Below are 12,405 nucleotides of genomic sequence, written 5' to 3'. Positions count from 1 at the left end.
AGTGTCTTCTGGACGCTGTGCAGCCCGGGGGCCAGGGCGATCCGGTTGGATGGCTGGCCGCGACCGCCCGCCTAGGGCGCGTCGCCGTGGACTTGAGTCCGGGCAGTGATTCTGTTGATAAAGATAGAGGAATGGGTGCGGCAGAGGATTGCGAAGATTGCTCTGATAAATAGCACTTGCGCAATTTTTCACTCAGGATTGATAATTCGCCGCAATCTGAACAGAAAAGGCATTCTTGATGAGCAAGCTCGACCGCTACGACCTGAGCATTCTTGCCGAATTGCAGCGCGATGCACGCATTTCCAACCAGGAACTGGCCGAACGTATCGGCCTGTCCCCCTCGCCCTGCTCCCGGCGGGTCAAGCAGCTCGAAGACGACGGCTATATCTCGCGCCAGGTGGCCCTGCTGGACCGCAAGAAGCTCGGCCTGAGCCTCACCGCCTACGTGCTGATCGGCATGGACCGCCACACCCCCGAGCGTTTCGAAACCTTCGAAGCCGCCATTCGCAACCTGCCCCAGGTGCTCGAGTGCAGCCTGGTGACCGGGATGGACGCCGACTACCAGCTCAAGGTGGTGGTACCGGACATGGACCACTATCAGAAATTATTGCTCGGCAGCCTGACCCGTATCGAAGGCGTCACCAGCGTGCGTTCGAGCTTCGTGCTCAACCAGGTACTGGCCAGTACCGAGATGCCATTGACCCACCTCCGTTAAAACCTGCGATACCCGGCGTATGATCGGGTCTTCAGACTGCCTGGAGCTTTAAAGATGGATCCCGCCGTTTTCGAAGAATGGATGATGATCGTCCTGGTCACCGTGCTGATCGGGTTCATGGGCTTCATCGTCTGGGACCTGGCAAAGAAGTCCAAGGCCGGGCGCTTCGGCACGCTGATCCTGTTCTTCGTGCTGGGGTTGGGGGTGCTGGCCTTCATCATCAAGAGCGTGGTGGTGGGGTTTCTCGAAGGGGTGTAGCGCAAATCCGAGCAGGCCCCGGCGCAGGCTTACAGCCGTGCCGGCACCTCGCGCCAGCAGCCCTGCTCCAGCCCATCGAGGCTCCAGTCACCGATCCGGACCCGCACCAGACGCAAGGTCGGTAGCCCCACCGCCGCCGTCATCCGTCGCACCTGGCGGTTGCGCCCTTCGCGGATCACCAATTCCAGCCAATGGGTGGGAATGCTCTTGCGAAAGCGTACCGGCGGGTTGCGCGGCCACAGCGCTGGCTCATCCAGAAGACGTGCCTCGGCTGGCAGAGTCTTGCCGTCGTTGAGTTCGACTCCATCGCGCAAACGCTGCAACTGCTCTTCGCTCGGCTCGCCTTCGACCTGCACCCAATAGGTCTTGGGCAGCTTGTGCTTCGGGTCGGCAATGCGCGCCTGCAAACCGCCGTCATTGGTCAGCAGCAGCAGCCCCTCGCTGTCACGGTCCAGACGCCCCGCGGGGTAGATACCCGGGATATCGATGAAGTCCTTGAGCGTGGCGCGCCCCTGGTCGTCGCTGAACTGGGTCAGCACATCGAAGGGCTTGTTGAACAGGATCAGGCGAGGCTCGGCCGGCGGCGCCTTGGGCGGGCGACGCGGGCCGGAAGGACGCGCCGCCGGGCGGCGCGGGTTGGAGCGGGGTGGCAGGGGCATGGATCCTCAGCGGAACGGCGGCTCATCGAAGCTGCGCAGTTTACGCGAGTGCAGCGAGTTGAGCTCGGTGCGCAGCAGGTCGAGGGCAGCGATGCCGATCTTCAGATGCTGGCTGACCGCACGGTTGTAGAAGGCGTTCGCCGAGCCCGGCAGCTTGATCTCGCTGTGCAGTGGCTTGTCGGAAACGCACAGCAAGGTGCCGTAGGGCACACGCAGGCGATAACCCTGTGCGGCGATGGTGCCGCTCTCCATGTCGACCGCCACGGCGCGCGACAGGTTGATCAGCGGGCGCTCCTGGGCCCAGCGCAGCTCCCAGTTGCGGTCATCGTAGGTAAGCACGGTGCCGGTACGCAGACGCTTTTTCAGTTGCTCGCCGCGCTCGCCGGTCACCTGCGCCGCCGCTTCCTGCAGCGCCAGCTGCACCTCGGCCAGGGCCGGGATCGGAATGTTCGGCGGCACCACGCGATCGAGGATGCCGTCGCGACGCATGTAGGCGTGGGCCAGCACGTAGTCGCCGATGGTCTGCGACTGACGCAGGCCGCCACAGTGGCCGATCATCAGCCAGCAGTGCGGACGCAGAACGGCCAGGTGGTCGGTGATGTTCTTGGCGTTGGACGGGCCGACACCGATGTTGACCAGGGTGATGCCATCGCCGTCGGCGGCGATCAGATGGTAGGCCGGCATCTGGTAGCGATGCCAGACCACGCCCGCCACCAGAGCCTGGGCCTCGCCGTTGTCCATGCCCTTCTCGATCACGACATTGCCCGGCAGCACCATTCGCACGAAGCGCGGATCCTGGCGCAACTGCTCGAGGCCATGGGCAATGAACTGGTCGACATAACGGTGGTAGTTGGTCAGCAGGATCCACGGCTGCATGTGGCGCCAGTCACTGCCGGTGTAGTGCACCAGTCGACGCAGCGAAAAGTCCACACGGGCGGCGTCGAACAGCGCCAGTGGCAGCGTCTCGGCGCTTTCCCAGTCGTACAGGCCATCGGCGATGTTGTCAGTGGCGGCAGACAGGTCGGTGCTGGGGAACACCCGCGCCAGCTGCGCGGCAGTGATGCCGCTGCCGGCCAGTTCGTCGCCCTGGTCGACCACATAGGGATACGGGATGTTCTGCTCGCTGACACCCACTTCCACCGTCACGGTGTAGTCGCTCATCAACGGGCGTAGCTGCTCCAGCAGATAACCGCGGAAGGCGGCCGGCTGGGTGACGGTGACGCTGTAGGTCCCGGCGACCTGCACCTTGGCATAGGCGCGCGTGGTGGCGGCAACTTCGCCCTGGCTGTAGTAGGTGAGGCGCAGGGCCGGATAGCGGAACTGGGCGCGCTGGTCTTCGTCCGGCTCGGTGCGGTCCTTGAGGTAACGCTTGAGGGCCTGGCTGAGGGCCCCGGTGGCCTGTTCATGCAGGGCCGCCAGACGATCGACGGCCTGTTCGGGGGTATCAACGACTACAAAGGCTTGGCTCACGCTGGGCTTCCTGTCTTGGAGTGCATGCAGGGTTTCCATCTTGCCTGCCTTCGGCGCTAAAAACACCCCCGGTGGTAAATGGCGACCCCTTCGTGGGTAAACCCGCTACCACAGGTGCTGCGCTGTAATTGAAACCAGCGGTGAACGTGTGGGAGCGGGTTTACCCGCGAAGGGGCCAACGCGATCAGAGCGGCGTGGCGCGCGCCACCAAGGCCTGAGCATCGACGCCACGCGGCAACGCGCCATACACCCGGCCGCCCGTGCCCAGCCGACTGCCGATAAATGCATCGCTCACCGTGGCATTGCCCGCCTCGAGCAGCAGCTTGGCCTGAATCGCCACGGCGATGTCCTCGGTCAACTGGCGTGCCCGGTACTGGATGTCGCTGGTGTCGGCGAATGCCCCCTTCAGGTTGCCGATGTGCGCGGCCAGCCGCGGATCGCCATGGCCATCCCCCAGCTCGACGAACAGGGCCTCGAGCACGCCCGGCTCCTTGGACAGCGCACGCAGCACATCCAGGCACTGCACATTGCCCGAGCCCTCCCAGGTGGAGTTGACCGGCGCCTCGCGGTACAGCCGTGGCAGGATGCTGTCCTCGACATAACCGGCGCCGCCCAGGCATTCGGCCGCTTCGTTGATCATCGCCGGGGCACGCTTGCAGATCCAGTACTTGCCCACCGCCGTGACCAGACGGGCGAAATGCGCCTGCTGCGGATCGTCGAGCTGATCCAGCGCCTGGCCCATGCGCAGGCTCAGGGCCAACGCTGCTTCGCTTTCCAGCGCCAGATCAGCGAGCACGTTCTGCATCAGAGGCTGCTCGCTGAGCAGCTTGCCGCCGACCTTGCGGTGCGCGCAGTGATGGGTGGCCTGGGTCAGGGCCTGGCGCATCAAGGCACTGGAGCCAACCATGCAGTCGAAGCGGGTCATGGCCACCATCTCGATGATGGTCGGTACGCCGCGCCCCTCCTCACCGATCATCCAGGCCAGGGCCCCCCGAAACTCGACCTCGCTGGAGGCGTTCGATACGTTGCCCAGCTTGTTCTTCAAGCGCTGGATGTAGAACTGGTTGCGCTGATCGTCCGGTCGATGGCGCGGCAGCAGGAAGCAACTCAGGCCTTTTTCGGTCTGCGCCAAGGTCAGGAAGGCATCGCACATCGGCGCCGAACAGAACCATTTATGCCCCACCAGCTCGTAGGCCTGCCCCGGTCCGGGCGTGCCGACCGGATAGGCGCGGGTGGTGTTGGCACGCACGTCGGTGCCGCCCTGCTTCTCGGTCATGGCCATGCCAATGGTCACCCCGGCCTTGTGCTGGTCACCGATGTTGCGCGGATCGTACTCACGCGCCAGTACCTTGGGTAGCCAGTATTCGGCCAGCTCCGGCTGCAGGCGCAGCGCCGGCACGGCGGCAAAGGTCATGGTCAAGGGGCAGCCGGTGCCGGCTTCGGCCTGGCTATGCAGGTAGGTCATCGAGGCCCGGGCCACATGGGCGCCAGCACGCGGCTCGGCCCACGGCAGCGAGGGCAGGCCGTGCTCGACCGCAGTGCGCATCAGCTCGTGGTAGGCCGGATGGAAGGTCACCAGGTCGATGCGGTGCCCATAACGGTCGTGGCTGCTGAATTCGGGTTTGTGGGCATTGGCCAGGAACCCTGCAGCCATCAGCGGCCCGCCCGCCAAGGCACCATAGGCATCGATCCGCGCCTCGGCCCATCCCGCCCCGAAACGCCTCGACCATTCCTGCAGCGGGACATCGAGGCGGTACAGATTGGCGCCGTCGAGCGGCGGCGGCTGGTTGGTGACTTCGTGGGTTTCGGCGTACTGGTGCAGGTTCATGGGCGGCTCCTGGATCCGAACTGGCCTGGAAAGTCCAGTGAAGCACTCATTCTCCATGAGTCAAAGTGGCAAAAGCGCCGATTCTGGCGACCCGACCAACTAAGCCCCAGGCCCGGAAGCCATTCGCCCGGCAGGGGCCTGCACCTGGGCCACGGCCACCGTCATCGCCAGTTCGAAGCGGCTGCCCAGGCCACGCGTCGACTCATGGGAAAGACGCGCGCCGATGAGCTCGCCCAACTGGCGACAGATCGACAAGCCGATCCCCAGGCCGCCATAGCGCCGGGTCATGGAACCATCGACCTGGAAAAAGCGCTGGTACAGGATGGCCTGGTCCAGATCGTCGAAACCGATGCCGCTGTCGCTGACCGTCACACTCAGCGCCAGGCTGTCGGGGCCGATCCGGCGACCGCGGGCCTGGATCATCACACCGCCCTGATGGGTGAATTTCAACCCGTTGTCCACCAGGCAGGCGAGGCAGCGGGCAAGCTTTTGCGCATCGCACACCAGGCTGTCGGGCAGGTCCGCAGGCACGTCCAGGCTCAGGTACAACCCCTTGCCCAGTGCCTGCCCGGCATACCCTGCCCGCAGCTCCTGCAACAGTCGCCGAAGGCTGAACGGTGCGCCGTGAGCGCGCAGACGGCCCGCCTGGAGTTCGGTGAGGATCAGGATGTCGTCGACCATCGCCATCATGTCCTGTGCCGAACCCACGGCCGTGCGGTGATATTGCGCCTGCTCGGCGCCCATGGGCAGGGTCTGCATCAGTTCGAGCGAACCGATCACGCCGTTCATCGGTGTGCGCAGCTCATGGGTGACGGTGGCGAGGAATTCATCTTTGAGTCGATTGCTGCGCGCCAGTTGCTGATTGAGCTGCTCGAGTTTTCGGCCGCTGTCACGCAGCGCCCGCGACTGTTCCTCGCGCAGGCGGTTGATGCGATCGGCCAGGGCCAGCGACAGCAGCGCTACTTCCAGTGCCGCGCCGATCTGGCTGGCGTACATGGTCAGGAACACGTTGGGCAGGTAACCCAGCACCATCAACGTATTGACCAGCCCGCCGAGCAGAAACGCCGTCCAGGCGATGACGAACCAGCGCGCAACGCGCACGCCACGCCGCCAGGCCATCACACCGACAGCAAACACACTCACCGTGAAGGTCAGCGCCAACGCCGTGGCCATGCGCAGCGCCACGCCATAGGACAGGCTGACGGCCAGCAGCATCACCAGCACACCCCAGGCCATCAACAGCAACAACAGCCGGTCGAACCCCGGGCTGAGGCGACGCACCTGCAGGAAGTGACGGGTGAACTGGCAGCCGAACAGACCGGCCGCACCGATGAACAATGGCGTGGCGGCGTTGGTCCACCAGGGGCTGTCAGGCCAGAAGTAAGCGACCCCGGCACCGTTCACCGAGATCTGATACAGGCCGAACGCACCTATATAAAGGATGTAGTAGAGATAGCTGACATCGCGCACGCTCAGATAGATGAACAGGTTGTAGACCAGCATCACCAGCAGTACGCCGTAGATCATGCCCAGTACGTAGAAGCGCCCCGGCTGCGACTCGATGTAGGCCTCGGCCGACCAGAGGGTCAGCGGCGCCTGCACCGATCCCTGGCTGTGCAGTCGCAGGTAGACCGTGGTGGTCTGCTCACGGGGCAAAGGCAGCTCGAACAGGTAGTTGTTCTGCCGGATCTGCCGACTGGCGTAGGGCAAGGCATCGCCGGTGCGTTGCGCCAGGCGCCATTTGCCCTCCCCATCAGGCAGGTAGAGCTCCAGGTGATCCAACGGTGGGTAGGCCAGTTCCAGTAACCATTGGCGGGGCGCGGCTGCTGGCAGACCGACAGGACGCAGGTCGAGTTTCAGCCAGAACACCGACGTCGAGTAGCCGGCATTGAGTACGTCCTGGGTGTGCGTGCGAAAGCGCGAGGCGAACGCTGGCGCGCTGACCTGGTCGATGCTGGCGCTGCCATCCACGTCTTCGTAGACTTGCATCAGCTTGCCCAAGGGGAGTTGCCGGGTAGCATCGTCGAAATCGACCGCTCCGGCGAGCAGGGGCAGGCAGCCCAAGAGCACAATCAGCAAATAGCGCATACAGCCCCAGCATGGTCTGCGCGGTTGCGTCGTGATTGCCTCCCATCCCTTTGAGACGACGAAACCCGGCAGCGCCGTTAATAGAGTTATCCGAGCACTCTAGCATAGCCTTGGGAGCCGTCCAGCAGCCACTGTCAATTTGCCATAAAGCGCTCTAGAACGGTAATTTCAGGCATTACCACAGACACAAGCTGACCAAATGGTCAACTAAATTGCCGCACTCGCCGATTCGCGCAAAGGGGTTTGATGGTAAGCTCGCCGACCATGAATACCTACAGCTCCCGCCCCGTTGTCCTCTGTCTCTCCGGCCACGACCCCAGTGGCGGTGCAGGCCTGCAGGCAGATATCGAAGCCCTGATCGCCCAAGGCTGTCACGCCGCCCCTGCCGTGACCGCACTGACCGTCCAGGATACCGTCAACGTTTCCGACTTCCGCGTGCTCGACCGCGAGTGGGTGCTGGCCCAGGCCAACGCCGTGCTGGCCGACTCCAGCGTGGCAGCGGTCAAGCTAGGCATGCTCGGCTCGACCGAGATGGTCGATACCGTCGCCGAACTCCTCGCCGCGCATCCGCACCTGCCACTGGTCTGCGATCCGGTGCTGCGTGCCGGTGGTGGCGGCCGCCTGGGCAAGGACGAGGTCGGCTACGCCCTGCGCGAGCGTCTGCTGCCGCGGGCCACCATCGCGACGCCCAACCTGCCCGAGGCACGCATCCTTGCCGAACTGCCGAACGGCAGCGCAGACGAATGCGCAGAGAAACTTCTGCCGTTCTGCGAGCATCTTCTGATTACCGGCGGCCATGGCGACGAGGTGGAAATCCACAACCGTCTGTACAGCCGCAGCGGCCAGCAACACACCTGGACCTGCCAGCGACTGCCCGGCAGCTACCATGGTTCAGGCTGCACGCTGGCCAGCGCCCTGGCCGGTCGCCTGGCGTTGGGCGAGCAGCTCGAAAGCGCGGTGCGCAGCGCCCTGGACTACACCTGGCGCACGCTGCGCGACGCCGAGCAACTGGGCAAGGGCCAGTACGTGCCCCGCCGCCTGCCCCTGGACTTCTGCTCCTGATACGAGGCCATCACATGAAGCTACGCGGCCTGTACGCGATCACCGACAGCCAGCTGCTCGCCGGCCGTTTCCTTTCGCATGTCAAGGCAGCGCTCGAAGGCGGTGTCTGCCTGCTGCAGTACCGCGACAAGGGTGACGATGCGGCGCGACGCCTGCGCGAGGCCGAAGCGCTGATGCAACTCTGCGAACGCTACGGCACCCAACTGATCATCAACGATGACGCCGAGCTGGCCGCGCGCCTGGGCGTCGGCGTGCATCTGGGGCAGACCGACGGCCCGCTCACACCCGCCCGTGCCTTGCTCGGGCGCAACGCCATCATTGGCTCGACCTGCCATGCCAGCCTCGACCTGGCCGCACAGGCCGCCAGCGAAGGGGCAAGCTACGTGGCCTTCGGCCGCTTCTTCAATTCCCTGACCAAGCCCGGCGCCCCGGCTGCTAGCCTCGAGCTGATCGAGCAGGCCCGCGCCCAGGTCAAGCTGCCGATCGCGGTGATCGGTGGCATCACCCTCGACAACGCCGCCCCGCTGGTCGCCCATGGCGCCGACCTGCTGGCGGTGATCCACGGCCTGTTTGGTGCCGACAGCGCGCAGGAAGTCACCCGCCGCGCCCGCGCCTTCAACGCCCTGTTCGCTTCCTGATTTCGAGAGAAGATCCCATGTCCCGTTCCGAAACCCTGTTCGCCCAAGCCCAGAAGCACATTCCCGGCGGCGTCAACTCGCCGGTGCGCGCCTTCAAGAGCGTCGGCGGCACCCCGCTGTTCTTCAAACATGCCGAAGGCGCCTATGTGGTCGATGAAGACGACAAGCGCTACGTCGACTACGTCGGTTCCTGGGGGCCGATGATTCTCGGCCACGGTCACCCGGACGTACTGGACGCGGTACGCCGTCAGCTGGAGCACGGCCTGTCGTACGGTGCGCCGACCGCCATGGAAACCGAGATGGCCGACCTGGTCTGCTCGATCGTGCCGTCCATGGAGATGGTGCGCATGGTCAGCTCAGGCACCGAAGCCACCATGAGCGCCATTCGCCTGGCCCGTGGCTACACCGGTCGCGATGCGATCATCAAGTTCGAAGGCTGCTACCACGGCCACTCCGACAGCCTGCTGGTCAAAGCCGGATCCGGCCTGCTCACCCAAGGCGTGCCGAGCTCGGCGGGCGTGCCGGCCGACTTCGCCAAGCACACACTGACCCTGCCGTTCAACGACATCGCAGCCGTCGAGAAGACCCTCGCCGACGTTGGCCAAACAGTGGCCTGCATCATCGTCGAGCCGGTGGCCGGCAACATGAACTGCGTGCCACCGGCGCCAGGCTTCCTCGAAGGCCTGCGCGCGCTGTGCGACAAGCACGGTGTGGTGCTGATCTTCGATGAAGTGATGACCGGTTTCCGCGTATCGCTGGGTGGCGCCCAGGGCCACTACGGCATTACCCCGGACCTGTCGACCTTCGGCAAGATCGTTGGTGGCGGCATGCCGGTAGGCTGTTTCGGCGGCAAGCGCGAGATCATGGGTTGCATCGCCCCGCTCGGCCCGGTCTACCAGGCAGGCACCCTGTCGGGCAACCCGCTGGCCATGGCCGCCGGCCTGACCACCCTCAAGCTGATCAGCCGCCCGGGCTTCCACGACGAGCTGAGCGCCTTCACCAGCCGTATGCTCGACGGCCTGCAACAACGCGCCGATGCTGCCGGCGTGCCGTTCGTCACCACCCAGGCAGGTGCGATGTTCGGCCTGTACTTCACCGGTGCCGACGACATCGTCACCTTCGACGATGTGATGGCCAGCGACGCAGAGCGCTTCAAGCGCTTCTTCCACCTGATGCTCGAGGGCGGTGTGTACCTGGCACCGAGTGCGTTCGAAGCGGGCTTCACCTCCATCGCCCATGGCGAGAAAGAGCTGCAGATCACCCTGGATGCGGCCGAGCGGGCATTTGCCAAGCTGAAGTGACCCACCTGACGGCCTCATCGCGGGGCAAGCCCACCCCACAGCTATCGTCTGTGGGGCAGGGTTGTACCCCGATGAGGCTGCTTCAGAGCAAAACGTGAGCCCCATCACAAGTCGCACAAATACACCTCGATGCAGAATTTCGAGTAAAACTTTGTAAGGTTGGCGCTGCTTATCCCATAATGTGCCACCAGAGACATTGGCCGCAGCTTTGCAGAGGTAAGTCGATCCCCATGAACCGCACCGGCCGCGCCCTCACCCTGGGCTGCCTGTTGCTTCTTCAGCCCCTGCTGGCCCTGGCAGAGGGCGGTAACTCGTTGCTGATTCCAGCGACGGGCCGCTGCACTCTCAATGCCCAGCCGCAAGACCTGGAGAATGCGCTGAAAGCCTGCGCGCAAAGTGCGGAATCCGGCGATGCCCAGGCGCAGTACGAACTGGGCGAGTTCTACTACACCGGCAACCAGGCCCCCAAGGACCTGAACAAGGCACTGAACTGGTTCGAGAAAGCCTCGCTGCAGGGTCATGCCCAGGCCCAATATCGTCTGGGCGGCATGTTCTTCCATGGCGAGGGGGTCAAGGCCAACAACGTCCAGGCCTATATCCTGCTGAAGATCGCTGCGGTCAACGGCGCCGAAGACGCGCTGGACATGGCCGACGAAGTCACCGAGCAGATGCCCCGCGACGAACTCGAGCATGCCACGCAAGTGCTCGGGCAGATCTTCCGCAAGTACCTTCTGGAGCTGCAAAGCGCCGAAGGGCGCACGCCGTTCTCGCCGCTGCCCTGATCCGATCATCCAATCGTCAAATGGTGCTGGCAGACTGTCAGCCTTGCCCTTGATCGTTTCAGATCTTTCGCCACTGTCGCTCAAGGGTTATTCTTGAGTTCATATCCTTCGTCGAGCGCCTTGAACCGACCTTGAACGCACCCATACAACCCCATCGCTTCACCCTCGAACCCTTCGAGGCCCACCGTTTCGCCAACTTGTGTGGCCAGTTCGACGAGCACCTGCGCCTGATCGAACAACGCCTGGCCATCGAGATCCGCAACCGCGGCAATCAGTTCGAACTGATCGGCGAGCCCAAGACCACCTCCGCCGCCGAACAGCTGCTGCGCCGTCTCTATCGCGAGACCAAGGCCACCGATCTGTCGCCGGAAACGGTCCACCTCTATCTCCAGGAGTCGGCGGTCGAGAACATCGACAACCCCGCCGTCAACGAAGTCAGCGTCTCGCTGCGCACGCGCAAGGGCAACATTCGCCCGCGCGGGGTCAACCAGCAGCGCTACGTCAAGGAAATCCTGGCCAACGACATCAACTTCGGCATCGGCCCGGCCGGCACCGGCAAGACATACCTGGCCGTGGCCTGCGCCGTCGATGCGCTCGAGCGCGAACAGGTACGCCGCATCCTGCTGGTACGCCCGGCGGTCGAAGCCGGCGAAAAGCTCGGCTTCCTGCCCGGCGACCTGGCCCAGAAGATCGACCCTTACCTGCGCCCGTTGTACGACGCCCTCTACGAGATGCTCGGCTTCGAGCACGTGGCCAAGCTGATCGAGCGCCAGGTGATCGAGATCGCCCCGCTGGCCTACATGCGCGGCCGCACGCTGAACAACAGTTTCATCATCCTCGACGAAAGCCAGAACACCACCCTCGAGCAGATGAAGATGTTCCTCACCCGCATCGGCTTCGGCTCGACTGCAGTGATCACCGGCGACATCACCCAGGTTGACCTGCCGCGTGGCACCAAGTCGGGGCTGGCTCACGTGATCGAAGTGCTCAGGGACGTCCCGGGCATCAGTTTCACCCATTTCCAGCCCAAGGACGTGGTACGCCATCCGCTGGTGCAGCGCATCGTCGAAGCCTACGATCGCTTCGAAGCCCGTCAGGCCAAGCCCGAGGCGCCCGCCAAAGATGCTTGAACTCGATCTGCAACGGGCTACCGATTCCCCCGCACCGGACGACGCGGCATTCCGCCGCTGGTGCGAGCTGGCATTGCGCCAGCGCAGCGCCGACTCGGAGATGACCATCCGCCTGGTCGACGAGGCCGAAGGCCGCGAACTGAACAACACCTACCGGCACAAGGACTACGCGACCAACGTATTGTCCTTCCCTGCTGACGTGCCCGACGAACTGCTGGATATTCCGCTGCTGGGCGACCTGGTCATCTGCGTGCCGGTGGTCGAGCGCGAAGCCAGCGAACAAGGCAAGGCGCTGGAGGCACACTGGGCGCACCTGGTCATTCACGGCTGCCTGCACCTGCTCGGCTACGACCACATCGACGACGATGAGGCCGAGGAAATGGAAGCCCTGGAACGCGAATTGCTGGCCGAACTGGGTCATCCTGACCCGTACGCCGATGACGACACCGATTCAATCAACCCTTGATCACTGCA

The 12,405-nt window shown here is 64.3% G+C and carries 12 protein-coding genes; 8 read left to right on the top strand and 4 right to left on the bottom strand.

Translation table 11 applies throughout. The annotated features are described in order from the left end of the window. Nucleotides 1-238 precede the first annotated feature (238 nt). Nucleotides 239-715 carry an Lrp/AsnC family transcriptional regulator gene (locus ACMGGG_RS00925; RefSeq protein ID WP_016712159.1) on the top strand — a complete coding sequence of 159 codons (477 nt, stop codon included), beginning with the start codon at nucleotides 239-241 and terminating at the stop codon, nucleotides 713-715. 54 nt (nucleotides 716-769) lie between these two features. After that, a complete protein-coding gene (locus tag ACMGGG_RS00920; RefSeq protein ID WP_023378567.1) occupies nucleotides 770-973 on the top strand; it encodes a DUF2788 domain-containing protein in 204 nt (67 codons plus the stop codon). A 29-nt stretch (nucleotides 974-1,002) separates the two neighbouring features. Here the strand turns inward: ACMGGG_RS00920 and ACMGGG_RS00915 are convergent, their stop codons facing one another. From ACMGGG_RS00915 to ACMGGG_RS00900, 4 genes are all read right to left on the bottom strand, one after another. Beyond that, nucleotides 1,003-1,632: a pseudouridine synthase gene (locus ACMGGG_RS00915; RefSeq protein ID WP_414154726.1), complete on the bottom strand. Its 630-nt coding sequence runs from the start codon at nucleotides 1,630-1,632 to the stop codon at nucleotides 1,003-1,005. 6 nt (nucleotides 1,633-1,638) lie between these two features. Then, nucleotides 1,639-3,141: an AMP nucleosidase gene (gene amn / locus ACMGGG_RS00910; protein WP_178117571.1), complete on the bottom strand. Its 1,503-nt coding sequence runs from the start codon at nucleotides 3,139-3,141 to the stop codon at nucleotides 1,639-1,641. A gap of 145 nt (nucleotides 3,142-3,286) precedes the next feature. After that, complete coding sequence (locus ACMGGG_RS00905) at nucleotides 3,287-4,930, bottom strand: acyl-CoA dehydrogenase family protein (protein ID WP_063542626.1); 1,644 nt, start codon at nucleotides 4,928-4,930, stop codon at nucleotides 3,287-3,289. Between the two features lie 99 nt (nucleotides 4,931-5,029). Then, nucleotides 5,030-7,018 carry a hybrid sensor histidine kinase/response regulator gene (locus ACMGGG_RS00900; protein ID WP_054892831.1) on the bottom strand — a complete coding sequence of 663 codons (1,989 nt, stop codon included), beginning with the start codon at nucleotides 7,016-7,018 and terminating at the stop codon, nucleotides 5,030-5,032. Between the two features lie 264 nt (nucleotides 7,019-7,282). Here ACMGGG_RS00900 and ACMGGG_RS00895 point away from each other — a divergent pair, with 264 nt between their 5' ends. The 6 genes from ACMGGG_RS00895 to ybeY all read left to right on the top strand — a co-directional run bounded on the left by ACMGGG_RS00895 (nucleotide 7,283) and on the right by ybeY (nucleotide 12,397). Beyond that, nucleotides 7,283-8,080, top strand: coding sequence for a hydroxymethylpyrimidine/phosphomethylpyrimidine kinase (locus tag ACMGGG_RS00895; protein ID WP_065861613.1), 798 nt, complete (start codon nucleotides 7,283-7,285; stop codon nucleotides 8,078-8,080). Nucleotides 8,081-8,094: 14 nt separating this feature from the next. Next, nucleotides 8,095-8,718: a thiamine phosphate synthase gene (thiE, locus tag ACMGGG_RS00890; RefSeq protein WP_414154725.1), complete on the top strand. Its 624-nt coding sequence runs from the start codon at nucleotides 8,095-8,097 to the stop codon at nucleotides 8,716-8,718. Between the two features lie 17 nt (nucleotides 8,719-8,735). Continuing rightward, nucleotides 8,736-10,019 carry a glutamate-1-semialdehyde 2,1-aminomutase gene (gene hemL / locus ACMGGG_RS00885; protein ID WP_054892828.1) on the top strand — a complete coding sequence of 428 codons (1,284 nt, stop codon included), beginning with the start codon at nucleotides 8,736-8,738 and terminating at the stop codon, nucleotides 10,017-10,019. A 230-nt stretch (nucleotides 10,020-10,249) separates the two neighbouring features. Beyond that, nucleotides 10,250-10,801, top strand: coding sequence for a tetratricopeptide repeat protein (locus tag ACMGGG_RS00880; RefSeq protein ID WP_054892827.1), 552 nt, complete (start codon nucleotides 10,250-10,252; stop codon nucleotides 10,799-10,801). Between the two features lie 131 nt (nucleotides 10,802-10,932). Then, complete coding sequence (locus tag ACMGGG_RS00875) at nucleotides 10,933-11,931, top strand: PhoH family protein (RefSeq protein WP_112897246.1); 999 nt, start codon at nucleotides 10,933-10,935, stop codon at nucleotides 11,929-11,931. After that, complete coding sequence (ybeY, locus tag ACMGGG_RS00870) at nucleotides 11,924-12,397, top strand: rRNA maturation RNase YbeY (RefSeq protein ID WP_414154724.1); 474 nt, start codon at nucleotides 11,924-11,926, stop codon at nucleotides 12,395-12,397. The genes ACMGGG_RS00875 and ybeY overlap by 8 nt, the downstream gene beginning before the upstream one ends. The last annotated feature ends 8 nt before the right edge of the window (nucleotides 12,398-12,405 follow it).

It is taken from the genome of Pseudomonas sp. BNK-44-b (genome assembly GCF_047456245.1).
In the GTDB taxonomy this organism is placed as follows: Bacteria; Pseudomonadota; Gammaproteobacteria; order Pseudomonadales; family Pseudomonadaceae; genus Aquipseudomonas; species Aquipseudomonas machongensis.
Note: the sequence above shows the minus strand (reverse complement) of the source record. Positions and strands in the feature narration are given on the sequence as shown.

Coding starts and splice junctions, on each gene's coding strand:
- ACMGGG_RS00905 (WP_063542626.1), bottom strand. CDS start 4,930: ATGAACCTGCACCAGTACGCCGAAACCCACGAAGTCACCAACCAGCCG.
- thiE (WP_414154725.1), top strand. CDS start 8,095: ATGAAGCTACGCGGCCTGTACGCGATCACCGACAGCCAGCTGCTCGCC.
- ACMGGG_RS00900 (WP_054892831.1), bottom strand. CDS start 7,018: ATGCGCTATTTGCTGATTGTGCTCTTGGGCTGCCTGCCCCTGCTCGCC.
- ybeY (WP_414154724.1), top strand. CDS start 11,924: ATGCTTGAACTCGATCTGCAACGGGCTACCGATTCCCCCGCACCGGAC.
- ACMGGG_RS00925 (WP_016712159.1), top strand. CDS start 239: ATGAGCAAGCTCGACCGCTACGACCTGAGCATTCTTGCCGAATTGCAG.
- hemL (WP_054892828.1), top strand. CDS start 8,736: ATGTCCCGTTCCGAAACCCTGTTCGCCCAAGCCCAGAAGCACATTCCC.
- ACMGGG_RS00880 (WP_054892827.1), top strand. CDS start 10,250: ATGAACCGCACCGGCCGCGCCCTCACCCTGGGCTGCCTGTTGCTTCTT.
- amn (WP_178117571.1), bottom strand. CDS start 3,141: ATGGAAACCCTGCATGCACTCCAAGACAGGAAGCCCAGCGTGAGCCAA.
- ACMGGG_RS00895 (WP_065861613.1), top strand. CDS start 7,283: ATGAATACCTACAGCTCCCGCCCCGTTGTCCTCTGTCTCTCCGGCCAC.
- ACMGGG_RS00920 (WP_023378567.1), top strand. CDS start 770: ATGGATCCCGCCGTTTTCGAAGAATGGATGATGATCGTCCTGGTCACC.
- ACMGGG_RS00915 (WP_414154726.1), bottom strand. CDS start 1,632: ATGCCCCTGCCACCCCGCTCCAACCCGCGCCGCCCGGCGGCGCGTCCT.